At 45.8% G+C, this 11,502-nt stretch carries 11 protein-coding genes and 1 pseudogene; 5 read left to right on the top strand and 7 right to left on the bottom strand.

Translation table 11 applies throughout. From position 1 onward, the window contains the following. Positions 1 to 90: 90 nt before the first annotated feature. The 5 genes and pseudogenes from ACFE90_RS02000 to ACFE90_RS01980 all read left to right on the top strand — a co-directional run bounded on the left by ACFE90_RS02000 (position 91) and on the right by ACFE90_RS01980 (position 4,773). Positions 91 to 633, top strand: a complete 543-nt coding sequence (locus ACFE90_RS02000; RefSeq protein ID WP_375497239.1) for a hypothetical protein — start codon at positions 91 to 93, stop codon at positions 631 to 633. 29 nt (positions 634 to 662) lie between these two features. Further along, positions 663 to 1,245 (top strand): annotated as a pseudogene (locus ACFE90_RS01995) (alpha-ketoglutarate-dependent dioxygenase AlkB). A gap of 134 nt (positions 1,246 to 1,379) precedes the next feature. Continuing rightward, the gene (locus ACFE90_RS01990; RefSeq protein ID WP_375497237.1) at positions 1,380 to 1,550 is read left to right on the top strand and encodes a hypothetical protein; all 171 of its coding nucleotides are present in this window, start codon (positions 1,380 to 1,382) and stop codon (positions 1,548 to 1,550) included. A 30-nt stretch (positions 1,551 to 1,580) separates the two neighbouring features. Continuing rightward, positions 1,581 to 4,571, top strand: a complete 2,991-nt coding sequence (locus ACFE90_RS01985) for a plasmid replication protein, CyRepA1 family (protein WP_375497235.1) — start codon at positions 1,581 to 1,583, stop codon at positions 4,569 to 4,571. Continuing rightward, positions 4,546 to 4,773: a hypothetical protein gene (locus tag ACFE90_RS01980; protein ID WP_375497233.1), complete on the top strand. Its 228-nt coding sequence runs from the start codon at positions 4,546 to 4,548 to the stop codon at positions 4,771 to 4,773. Before ACFE90_RS01985 ends, ACFE90_RS01980 begins: the two co-directional genes overlap by 26 nt. A 113-nt stretch (positions 4,774 to 4,886) precedes the next feature. Here ACFE90_RS01980 and ACFE90_RS01975 read toward each other — a convergent pair whose 3' ends face one another. The 7 genes from ACFE90_RS01975 to ACFE90_RS01945 form a co-directional block, all read right to left on the bottom strand. After that, the gene (locus ACFE90_RS01975; protein WP_375497231.1) at positions 4,887 to 5,165 is read right to left on the bottom strand and encodes a hypothetical protein; all 279 of its coding nucleotides are present in this window, start codon (positions 5,163 to 5,165) and stop codon (positions 4,887 to 4,889) included. Between the two features lie 233 nt (positions 5,166 to 5,398). Then, positions 5,399 to 5,839 (bottom strand): hypothetical protein, encoded by a 441-nt coding sequence (locus ACFE90_RS01970; protein WP_375497229.1) that lies wholly within the window; start codon positions 5,837 to 5,839, stop codon positions 5,399 to 5,401. A 24-nt stretch (positions 5,840 to 5,863) separates the two neighbouring features. After that, positions 5,864 to 6,517, bottom strand: a complete 654-nt coding sequence (locus tag ACFE90_RS01965) for a TPM domain-containing protein (RefSeq protein ID WP_375497227.1) — start codon at positions 6,515 to 6,517, stop codon at positions 5,864 to 5,866. Positions 6,518 to 6,625: 108 nt separating this feature from the next. Further along, entirely contained in the window at positions 6,626 to 9,211 is a 2,586-nt protein-coding gene (locus ACFE90_RS01960) for an ABC transporter substrate-binding protein (RefSeq protein WP_375497225.1), read from the bottom strand. Continuing rightward, a complete protein-coding gene (locus ACFE90_RS01955) occupies positions 9,111 to 10,217 on the bottom strand; it encodes a DUF1822 family protein (protein WP_375497223.1) in 1,107 nt (368 codons plus the stop codon). Before ACFE90_RS01955 ends, ACFE90_RS01960 begins: the two co-directional genes overlap by 101 nt. Positions 10,218 to 10,265: 48 nt before the next feature. Then, the gene (locus ACFE90_RS01950; RefSeq protein ID WP_375497221.1) at positions 10,266 to 10,589 is read right to left on the bottom strand and encodes a hypothetical protein; all 324 of its coding nucleotides are present in this window, start codon (positions 10,587 to 10,589) and stop codon (positions 10,266 to 10,268) included. Between the two features lie 153 nt (positions 10,590 to 10,742). Next, positions 10,743 to 11,420, bottom strand: a complete 678-nt coding sequence (locus ACFE90_RS01945; RefSeq protein ID WP_375497219.1) for a sigma-70 family RNA polymerase sigma factor — start codon at positions 11,418 to 11,420, stop codon at positions 10,743 to 10,745. Positions 11,421 to 11,502 lie beyond the last annotated feature (82 nt).

Genomic DNA, 11,502 nt, shown 5'->3' with positions numbered 1-11,502 from the left:
TTACACCCAAAAGCCAGCCAGATTAAGGATTTGCGCTTTTCTTAGTGCCATTCGCTTATCTATAAAGGCTTTGAAGGGGCTGACATTTTATTGTGGTTAGAGTCTGGTATTCCCGATGTCGCTGTAGCAACCATACTTCATTATTACGGTTATGAAGCTGGCAGGAGGTGTACTACACAAGCAAAATTAGCCTGTGAAGCTTTTGAAAGCATTGGTGTTCGTGCCTGGATTCAAGATTTACTAGGGTGGACTAAACCCGCCACTTCTACCGAAACAGCGATGACACAAATACAGTTACTCGCTGCGATCGCCCAACAGATGGCACAGCAAGAACAATATTTATTGGAGCAACAACAGCAACAAACTCAAATCTTGGCGAGACTAAAAGCGGTTGAAGTTGAACAAGACAGGGTAAATACCCCATGCGGACACAAATATAGTGTTGTCAGTTTCGCCAATCTTCAAGGTTTAGAAATATCGGTAAAAGAAGCCGGTACTAAAGGTAGAAAGGCAAATGCATTGTGTCGAAAACAAGGCATAGAAATAGAACGCATTCATGACCCACGTTTTGGAAAGGTCGGTTTGTATCCAGAAAGTATTTTGGTTGAAGTTTTTAAAGCCGAACAGAACTAATAGCAGTTTCAAAATTTGAGATAACTACCATGCAACAACTCAATTTGTTTGCTGAATCAACCCCAGTTTTACCTATCACTTACTATCCTGATTTCTTGGGAACTGAACAAGCCAATCAACTCTACCAACACTGTCTGAAACTGGAGTGGCAGCAGAATCAAATCAGGATCGCGGGTAAAACAATGCCTGTCCCCCGCCTGGAATGCCTGTACGGTGACAAAGGCTGTGACTATCTTTACTCAAACAGCGTATTTTTGAAACCACTATGGTGGACAGAAGCTCTGTCTAGCTTGCGTGACTCAATCACCGCGTTGACTGGCTATAAGTTCCGTATCGTCATCGGCAACCAGTACCGCATGGGGACTGATTCTATCCGGTGGCACGCAGACAAAGAGCCATCGATGGGATTCCATCAGCCTGGGGTCATGTCGCAAATTCCAAATCAAGCCCATCGGCGGCAGACCAACAGATTTCTGGCTGGAACACGGCAGCTTACTCGTGATGCACCCAGGTTGTCAATCAACACATCTGCATCAAGTTCCGAAAACAAACAAAGTCGTTAGCACGCGAATTAATCTGACATTCCGACCGCACACCGGAGGCGGGAGATAAAGGCAAGGGGAAAGGATAAGGGGTAATAAAAGATTTCTTTCTTTTACCAATACCTTTAACCAAGCTAAAAGCTTTTCAAAGTGGTATGGCTTCATACCGCTTGCTTTGCACTGCGTCAAAATATCGGAGGGGATATGAACATAATTGATACACATCAAACGAATAATCAGCTAGCTGCTAATCACTGGCACGAATGGGTGGTCAATTCCGCCGTTGACCCCAAACTCACTGCGCTAAATATCCGCTCTCTGGATGGAAATGAAGTATACGAATACCTTTTATACGCTCTCCCCCAAACTGCCTGACGTAACGATGGGCGATTACGAGATGGGTATTTGCGGCGATATGCCCACGCAGAGGAGGGCGCATGGTGGGTTAGTGGACTCGACCCGCTCAACTCTTGGCTACCGATGGACTGGGGACGGATGAAACCCGACAACCCACGACTCGAATGGGACAAGACTACAAACCAGCAAAGTCAAAAGCCAGTCAAATACGAGTCACCGCCCAAAACTCCTAATCGTGTTACCTACCTGAGAGTTCCCCTCCATATCTGGAAGTTGGTTGCCCTGCGGTATGACGTGCCAATACCAGAACTAATCACCGTTACTGATCAAGGTGAAGCGTTAGGGTTCTGGGCTTGGGTCATGGCTCACCCCGTAATCCCAGTATACCTTACAGAGGGCGAGAAGAAGGCTGCTTGTCTTCTGACTTTGGGCTATGTAGCGATCGCCCTCCCCGGAATCTGGAACTGTCGAGTCGGCAAGGAAGATTTAGAATACCTGCACCCTGATTTAGTCCCAATGGCTCAACACAAGCGTAAGTTTGTCATTCTCTTCGATTACGAAAGCAAGCCTAAAACCAAACAGCAGGTTTTTGCTGCTACTCGCCGCACCTGTCAAGTAATTCTCCAACTTGCCTGTCAATGTGAAGTAGCGCTACTCCCTGGACCAGAAAAAGGAATTGACGATTGGGTTGTAGCTTTGGGCAGGAAGGCAGACAAAGCAGTGTCCACTATGATTGCTGATGGCTTGAGAATCAGCGAGTTGAACCAAAGATTTTTTATTAATCGCGCCAGGGGGCTTCGCAAGTACAAACCCAATGTGATAGTCAATACCCGTTATCTCTCCACAGTCATCCGCTCACTGCCTCAATCGGGGTTAGTTGGCTTGGCTTCTGACATGGGGACAGGTAAGACTGAAATCTTGGCAATGATGAGATTTGATAACCCCCAACTAAGCTTTTTGAACAACGGGCATCGCGTTACTTTGCTGAAAAATCTTAGCGTAGGCGTAGCCCGCCGTAGGCATCGCTTGCAAACTGCAATGTACTCTGCGATTTCTTGCGGCGACTGGGCTAAAGCAAAGGCTCTCAGCATTACCGTAGACTCACTGTATAAGATGGCGAATGATTTACAGGCTTATGACATCTTATTTATAGATGAAGCCTGCCAGTATCTCGCTCATCTGCTCAAATCAAAGACCTGCAAAGAACACCGGGGCGCTATTTTGGAGGTGTTGGAATATCTGGTTTACAATGCCAAACTGGTTGTTTTGGCAGATGCTCACTTGGATGATTTGACTATCGAGTTTTTCATGCGAATGCGACCGGCTGGTGAAAAACCCTACATCATCAAAAACGAATATCGCTCAGGTGGTCGTCAGGTGTATTGGTACGAGGGGAAAAACAGCAGCGCAATCGTTGCCGAGTTTCACGCTCGACTCATGTCGGGTCAAAAACTGATGATGGTCAGCGACAGCAAGCGATTTATCAAAAAACTGGAGAGAGCGCTCAACGATGCAGAGGGGCAGAGGTGCAGGGGTGCAGAGGGGAAAGAAATTATACAACAACTCTCCTCTGCTCCTTTGCTCCCCTGTACAAGTGCTTTCTTCGATGACGATACACCCGAACCCAGCGAAGACCGTCAGCTACGGGTATGGGCTATTCACTCGGAAAATAGTGGGTCTGAAGAAAATGTCATCTTTATCAGAGAGATTAACGTTGCTATTAAAACTGTTGATGCCTTTTTAATTACTCCCAGTCTCGGTACGGGTGTTGATATTTGCACGGAGTATTTCGATGCAGTGTTTGGTGTGTTTCATGCCGTTTCGCAGTCGGCTACAGAATGCGCTCAACAGTTATGGCGGTATCGTTTAGATGTCCCCATGCACATTTGGGTTGCACCGCGCCCTCCATTTGGTTACGCCGAAACCAATGCCCGACGCATCAAGGAAAGGATTCTTCAGACAAATGAGATGACCGCTTTTCTGATTCGCATTAACCGAGAAACGGGGAAAAGAGGAGCAGAGAAAGACTGGGCATTGGATGCTAGCTGTCAGATTGAAGGGCAAAGGAATTGGTCTATCAATAATCTGAGGTCGGATTTGCGATCGCTGTTGGAGGAGATGGGGAATACTATTGTGCCTGTGGAGGATGGTGGTGACGAGGGGACTTCGCGCTGGATGAAGGCGGCTGGTATCGCCATCGATTCGGAGCATTATCGTAAGGTGGCTAATGCCAAAGATATTGACTCTAGGACTTACACCAGCAGGCAGCATCAGGATTATCTCAAGCCGGAAGAGGTTTTGGAATGTGAGAAGTTCCGCATTCAGGACACTTACGGGATGAGCGTAACCCTTGAATTAGTGGAGAAAGATGACAGGGGACGCTTAATTAAAAAGATTGTCGCGCTGGAGGCGATATTGGCAGCGCCTGGGGAAATGATTACTGATGACCAGGGGCGAGAATGTGTTTCACCGCCGGCTGTGGTTGCCGAACGCGATAAATCGGAACGGGAGCGACTAGCTATCTGCACTGACTGGAGTAATCATTCTACCGCGTGGTTGATGCGTCATCGGCTCGGACTCAGGGCTGTGCTGATGGATCTGATGGCTGGGGTTGAGATTAAAGGGGACGAGGCGATGATTCAGGTTTTAGCAGAGTTCTCCAAACGCAACGCATCTCACGTTAAAGGTATTCTCAATCTGACCATCCCGCTATCGGAGTCTCCAGTTTGGATTTTAGGGCAGTACCTTTGGCAACTCGGTTTGTCTACTGAATCACAAAGACCAATGGAGGATGGGCAGCGTGTTCGGTATTATCGGCTCAATACTGAGGATGTCGAGTTTATTCAGAAGGTGCTGGATTATCGCCAAAGGCAACGGGAGGACAGGGAAAGGAAACGCCACCAGGAGCAGGAACTTCAGGCGGCTTATGCAGCTAGAATGCAGTCTCAATATGGGATTAATGCTCCGTCCACACCCCCCATTAATGAAGATGGAGATAATAATATGGGGGGGTATGGACACAGAGGCAGAACTCAGTGAGTCTTGGTGGGAGCGGGTTAAATATTATGCTCAACTGGCGATTGAGCGGGTGGAGTACGGTGTAGAATCAGTTAAAGAATTACTCAGTACCCTAACGGTTGATGAGCGTTGCGGCGTGATACTGGAGTTTGAAGATGCTTGCCCTGACAAGTTTGCTCAACTGCTGACAGATGTCCCGCAGTGGACTGAATGGATGGCGTGATTTATTGGGAACAGAAAGCGATCGCTAAAAAGTCAGTTTCTCCCAAGCAAAAAGAACTAACTCTTATCCAGCATCCAGAGATTATTAACTACGAGGGCTGTCTTTGAGCCTCATCAAAATTCTAGTTGCACACCAACGTCAGATAGCATATCGAGAACTCGTAGCATTACATAGTGTAAACATTCTATGCAGCCATTTTCTACCACGCTTCCTTGATGATATACAATCTTCCAACCCTGCGGTGTCTGTCGCCAGATCGTTGAGCGTCGGGTAATGTGAGTACCCGGAATCAGAGTATAGGTTACAAGGTAGTTTTCGGCGGCAATCTCAAGGCAATGAAAGTCACGAGTCTGCCATGTGTCTTCCTCTGGGCTGGCATAACGCTTCTCCATCTCATCCAGGGCAAACGCATCATGTCAACAAGACTCTTTAATTATCAATAAGCTGAAAAATAGTCGCATTAATTGCTGCTTATTGACAGAGATATAGGCGTTGGCGTAGCCCGCCGCAGGCATCGCTTTGGGCTTAAAAAACAAATCAAACGAGAAACGCTGATTAAATCGATTGATTTTTCAGATTGGTCGTGATCAACAGTTTAGATGCGTTTGCCCTGAACTCCAATCCGTCAATAACTGCCGCCCGAACTACTGCTAGAACTGTCACCACCGCTACTACTCGAACTACTGCTGTCACCACCGCTACTACTAGAACTACTGCTGTCACCGCCGCTACTACTCGAACTACTGCTCTCACAGTCAGAACTACTGCCGCTGTCACCGCCAAAGCTGCCGCCTGCACCGCCGCCACCGCTATCACCACCACCGAAACTACTACTACCGCCTTCACTACCTGCGCTATCACTATAGTCACCGCTAGAACTGCCACTGTCGTAAACATCGCCAGCGTTGCTACTGTAATTATTACTGGAGGTGTCGCTAGTGTGGATGTAGTTGTCGCTGCTTCTATCACGCCAACTAGAACGACGACGGGATCTTCTGCTAAAAATTGCACCAGCAATTAAGATCGCAAACCCAACAACTATCAGCACAAACAGTATATTTTTCATATCACTCTACTTCTTTTTAAGAGTTTACTGTCTAGTAATGAAGAGACTCCCTAGTATTACAAGTTCCCCTAATACGAATCGTAACCTAGGTTGATTAGAGCTATCTTTCGGTCTTTTTCCGCTCTGATTTGATGTTGGGATATTAAAACTATGAGCAACACCATCCAATGCTGTTACGAGTGCCTTAATTCCAGCCAACGTCCCACCATCATAGTCACCTTGTTTGAGTCGCGGTGTTATATTGTGTTGGATAATGTTGCCAACACTCGCATCAGGCAAAATCTTTTTGACACCGTAGCCAGTTTCAATCTCCACGCGGCGATCACCCTTGGAAATCAACAACAACACTCCGTTATTTCGCTCGGCTTTGCCTATTTTCCAATGCTTGAATAAAGCCGTTGCAAACTGCTTAGGAGTTTTAGCAGGGGAAGTCTCAGGTACGGTTACGACAGCAATTTCACTGCCGTTTTTTGCTTCCAGGTTTGAAATCAGCTTATTGAGTTCAGCTTCAGTTGAAGGACTAAGGACATTAGCCATATCGGTCACCCAACCACTGTTAACTTGTCGTGGATTTGGTACTTGCTCCACACTTACAGCTAGACTAGCAGAGGAGAGAGTGATAACTGATAAACTTAGAAAACCCACACAGCAAGTTTGTGTAATTATAGGCGTTGTCATATGGCATTGTTTTGGTTATAGGGGTTTGAGCGGTAATGCATACTGCATTCTTTATTCAAAACGTTCAATATAAGCACGTTATACTTTAATTGCATCTTGATTAATTATTTAGTGACTAGATACACCCGTACAAGAAGTAAACTTACCCAAGATATTCTGATGCAGGAAGACAAAATCGTAGCCTGTGGTCGATTGATTATTAGGTTGAACCTGGACTAGTAGAGATGTACCGCCACTACGATCGCCTGAAGGTAAAAATCGCACTTTTCCTGTCGCCCCAGCGATCTCAAACCAGTATCTGTACAAAACTTTTTGCAATCCTGTTCGTGTGCCATCACTCTTTTTTAACCCATCAATAATCACAAGTGTGGCATCGTAAGCCGTAGCAGTGCGCCAAGTAACAGTAGTCGCTCCTCCACCCCACAGTTTTGTGGCATTTTTAGTAAAGCGATCGCTACAGGATGACGAGGGATGCCAAGGCACTGCCAGCACCATACCGTTAACATCTGCTTTCCCAGACAAGAGCGTTTCGGCTGTGTAAAAGGTGGGACTGGCAAATAAGGTTAGTTGCCTTTTATTAGCATGTGCTACTGCTAGGGCAAGGTCAATTTTGTCAACATGGGGAGCAAGTAGTAAGCCATCTACACTTTCTTTCTTGATTTGAGCTATTACTGCATCGGCGTTGAAATCAGGAGCGGAAAAATCACAGGGGATAGGGATGAACGTGCCACCATTCTGTTCAATGGAGAAGGTGAACTCAGTTCTGAACGACTTATTGTCTACCGCTTTGAAATCTGAACACATGGCAATTCGTTTTTTGAGCGCCTTGTTAATGGCGTAATTAGAGAGGGTATCTGCTATAAGGCGAACGTCAGGAACCGTGCGGAATATATAGTTATCACTATGAAGATCGCCAATTTCTGTCAGACTCTTGGCAAAACTGGTTGGCGAGATCATTACCAACTTCCCCTGGTACTCTTTGGCACTAGCAACAGAAACATCACTGGCGTTATGTCCAATCACTGCCAGAATCTGACTGTCCTCGACAAACTCCTTAGCAAGTCCCGTACTTACCTCAGGACTATTTTCATCATTAGCAATCTCCAAGAGCAACGGCTTGCCTTTAATGCCACCGTTGCGATTTACCTCATCTTGCGCCTGAGCCACTCCCCGTAAAATCTCCTGTGCCACATTGGGATTACTGCCAATCGGAACACTGACGGCAATTTTGAGCGCACTGCCATTACCAACTTTTGCATTATTTAAGTAAATCAACGCTTCTGGATCGTTGTGATTTTGTTGTAGTGACTTCTCAAAATTATTCTTTGCAGTTACAAAATTAAGGGCACGAAATTCTTTAGCTCCTGCTTCCTTATCGGCATTTGTAGCTTGATGTACTAAAATCTGCTCTCCTAAGCTAGTGCGGTTTGGTTTTACCAACAGCCATCTGATCGCCAAAGAAGCGACAATTCCTAAACCTGTAAGCATTAATATAACTAAAGGTATTTTTAAGGACTTGGGCCAGCGGAAATTCGTATCCTTTTCAGCGGGATTTTGATAAATCACCGGCAACCAAGATGCACACAGAAATTCTCCTTCCATTCCCTGCAACTGTTCGCGTGCTTTTCGCACCGACAGGTAAAACGATTCACCTTGGGAAAACGTCTTGAGGAAGTACCGCAAAAATACCTGCGCCACCGCATCGGGTACAGGCTCCCGCATCGCAATTACCTGGGGAATTTGTAAATCCGCCAAAGAGCGTGCTAACCCTAGCCCATCACAAGAGTTGAAAATTGCAAGCTTCAAGCCATTTTGCACGGCACATCTCAAGGCATATCGCACCTCGTCAAGCGGTAGATTCTCGGTGTCGTTGATCTGAATTTGTCCGCCCCCCTCTCTGGTTCTACTATGACCTGCAAAAAAGAGAATGTCCCAAGGTTGGTTCCACAGTTGGTCTGAAAGTTCTTGTCGTCGGGGTTTTGAGAGCAAAGTAACTTTTGCTCGTGGTAACTGCTCTAGTAGCTCTCGGTCTTGCTGAACATCAATGCCCAAGCCACTGCCTAAGATTGCCAAGATTCTCACCGGACTTCTTAGAGGTTGAGCTGGTGGGGCATACTTAGCACTGAGCGCCATTTCCGCCTTGGGGCGGCGCTCAAATAAATTCCACAAATGCCAGGGCAGCTTGGCAAGTAGAATATCTTGAGTTTGCAGGATAACCCGCACAGGCTGATCTTGTCTGACTTCTTCCTGCACTTGTTCTCGCAAATCTCGAATAGGTGTTTGGTTGAGCCATTCTTGCAATCTAGCTTGAAGTGCACAAGCAGCATACTCACACTCGTCCACATGGGAAACGTTCGTGATTTGGGGGGGAACCTCTATTCGCATTCCTCCCAAACTATAGTAAGCAGTTTGCCAGCGGTGATAAAGATCAGGAATTTCCGGGGCTGGGGGGAACCTGCCTGCAATTTCTGTGACACTCTGTTGACCCTCTTCTCCAATCTGAAGTATGACTGGGAATCCCTGCTCAAAATTACCCTCACCAATTTTGAAGACAACTAGCTTACCCACGATCAGTCCTTGGCTTAATTCCAAACTAAATGATAAAGTTTTCTGTGAGGCTAGTATTATCCAGCGATACTCTAATGCTAAATCGTTCCCCAAATTCAGCAGAGAATTTGATCTGAATATAGTCATCTCGTTTTCTGGCTTGTGTGTCTAAAAAGACATTGCCAGATTTATCTAGTCCAGTCAGTTGCAGACCTGCTGCTAGATAACGTTCACTACCCATTGGGTACAACCGTAGGAGAACCGCTACTCGCTGTTCTTTGTTGGGCAAAATTGCTACCATTAGGGCAACAGCGTGACCTGCAAACTGCATCCCAAAATCCATCACTCTCCTTATGCCTGCTGCCGGATGGTAAGGAGCGATGGCCGACAGAAGCTCTGCTGCTGTCCAACGAACTTCTTGATCCTGTGTAGTATGCAGCAGGTGAATTAAAGCTGTAGTCAAGTCCTCGTTTTCAAGGGTGCTATTCTGACCGATATATAACTGCTCAACCATTTGTTTAAGGGTTTTGGAGTCGTCTATGTCAACTCCTCTAACCGAAAGAGTGCGAAATGCTAAAGCTGGGTCGGTGTTTTTGTTGTCCAGAAGTTCTGCAAATGTTTGCCAACCTGCCTCAAAAACGTTGTCAAACCATTGACTTAATCGCACTAATCTAGTATTTTTTTGATGCAAGCGGATGAGTAATGTTTCGAGTGGTTGCAACTGTTCGATAGTCAGCAGTTGCTGTGATACTGTTGGTACAAAACCCAGGACTGTTGCTTCCAGGCAAGTCTTATCGAAAAGCACAACGACATAACCAATTCGGTCTGACCAAGTATCGGGCGGAATGTAACAGGTGCGTTCGCAATTTGGAATCGGGCGACACTCTAGGTGTCCGATTTGGGTTACTTTCAGGTCAGCGACATCAGAACACAGTCGCCCAACAGGATTCCAGCTATAGCTAGCTTCTAACTCGGTGGGAATATCGAGTATTTCCAAGTATTTACGCACTGCTAGCACAGCTAAAGTATTCATGTATACACTTAATGCCTTTTCAGGTGTAGGTTGCTGATGGGCGAATTGCTGTGCTGTTCGACGCTCTTGCTGAGAAATGGCAATGGAGATCGTAATGTCTTTAGCGTTTGTCAAAGTCATGGAAGGATATAGGGTTTAAGGAGAATAAAAGCTAAAAAAGCGCAAGTCTTAAGGATGTAACCCATAAACAGAGAAAACATTTACACTCTTTACCTTAAAACTAGGTTTCTCATAGGCTAGACAAAAAAGATGGCTTTGATATTGGGTATAGGGCTGTCGTGTGTAGTGAGTTGCAGGCAAAGAAGGCGGGTAGAGGTTGTTTTGACTGAGATCGCCTTTGAACCCAATAAAAAAACCATACATACATCCACCTCCCAAACTTATTAGTAAAAAAACAGCCATGTAGTTAGATATTTGAGCGCGGTTGCGATTAAACCAACCCATAATATTAAGCTCGTCCCGCATCCGCCGTAGTTCTTCCTGATGGCTCACAGATGTTGTGTGATACTACAGACAATAATAGAACCAAGCTTCACGCGCCTGAACTTCCTGGTAAAACTTTCTTGTTAGGTGATCCTGCGGCGCTGAGATAATTTGCCTTAATTCATTGGACATACTGAATGTGAAGTCTGAATTGATGAATTTTTAAGATTCCAGGTAGCCCTGTGATTTGCCGAAATTTAGCAGACGGGGAAAGCATTCTCGTTGGTAGAATTTGCTCAGAGAGGAAATTCCTACTCCAAATTCTTTAGCTAATTGCTCCCAAGTTGTTTCAGGAGGTAAGCGGCGTTGAATCAAGACTTGACAGTTAATGTCTGGGCGATCGCGCAGGTGAATGCTACGCAGTAAACTACCTTCAAGCTCAACCCATTCCAGAATGTCTGACAAAATAGGTGGTGGAGCGGGTGGTGCGGGTATGTTGTTTACGTGATCTAGTGATTCATCAAAATCGGATGAGTGAGTGTAAGCAGCAATCGCATTTGACGCTGCTTTGATGCGGATGTCCTGAAGTCTGTGTTTGAGATAAGCGTTGAGCCATGTGATGACGCTTGCCCGTTCTGGATTGTAAGTATCGCCTGTTGTGGCTTCACACAAATTGCGGCAGAAGTACAGCCAGGTTTGCTGGATTGCATCTTCGTAGTCAGGCACTCCCACTCCAGATAGGAGTTTACCTGATTGTTGAATCCTCCAAATAATTTCATTGAGTCCTTTCTGACGTTCTAGGCTTAAGCGTGGATGGCAACAGGTTTCAACAACAAGCTGGTTTAATTGCTTGTTTAATGTATCCATGCTGCTAGTCTGATTAAAGGTGGAATTAGTCATGATTGAAAGCTTTGCCTGATCACCCAAAAACCATTGCTCGTAATTAAGCCTAATTTCATGATGTTTTGCACAAATATAATCA

Source organism: uncultured Nostoc sp., from assembly GCF_964245445.1.
GTDB lineage: Bacteria > Cyanobacteriota > Cyanobacteriia > Cyanobacteriales > Nostocaceae > Nostoc.
This window is presented reverse-complemented; position numbering and strand designations above follow the sequence as displayed.

Bases quoted from the DNA above. Each gene is read 5' to 3' on its own strand.
- ACFE90_RS01990 (WP_375497237.1), top strand. From the start codon at position 1,380: ATGAACATAATTGATACACATCAAACGAATAATCAGCTAGCTGCTAAT.
- ACFE90_RS01980 (WP_375497233.1), top strand. From the start codon at position 4,546: ATGGACACAGAGGCAGAACTCAGTGAGTCTTGGTGGGAGCGGGTTAAA.
- ACFE90_RS01975 (WP_375497231.1), bottom strand. From the start codon at position 5,165: ATGGAGAAGCGTTATGCCAGCCCAGAGGAAGACACATGGCAGACTCGT.
- ACFE90_RS01970 (WP_375497229.1), bottom strand. From the start codon at position 5,839: ATGAAAAATATACTGTTTGTGCTGATAGTTGTTGGGTTTGCGATCTTA.
- ACFE90_RS01965 (WP_375497227.1), bottom strand. From the start codon at position 6,517: ATGACAACGCCTATAATTACACAAACTTGCTGTGTGGGTTTTCTAAGT.
- ACFE90_RS01960 (WP_375497225.1), bottom strand. From the start codon at position 9,211: ATGACTATATTCAGATCAAATTCTCTGCTGAATTTGGGGAACGATTTA.
- ACFE90_RS01955 (WP_375497223.1), bottom strand. From the start codon at position 10,217: ATGACTTTGACAAACGCTAAAGACATTACGATCTCCATTGCCATTTCT.
- ACFE90_RS01945 (WP_375497219.1), bottom strand. From the start codon at position 11,420: ATGACTAATTCCACCTTTAATCAGACTAGCAGCATGGATACATTAAAC.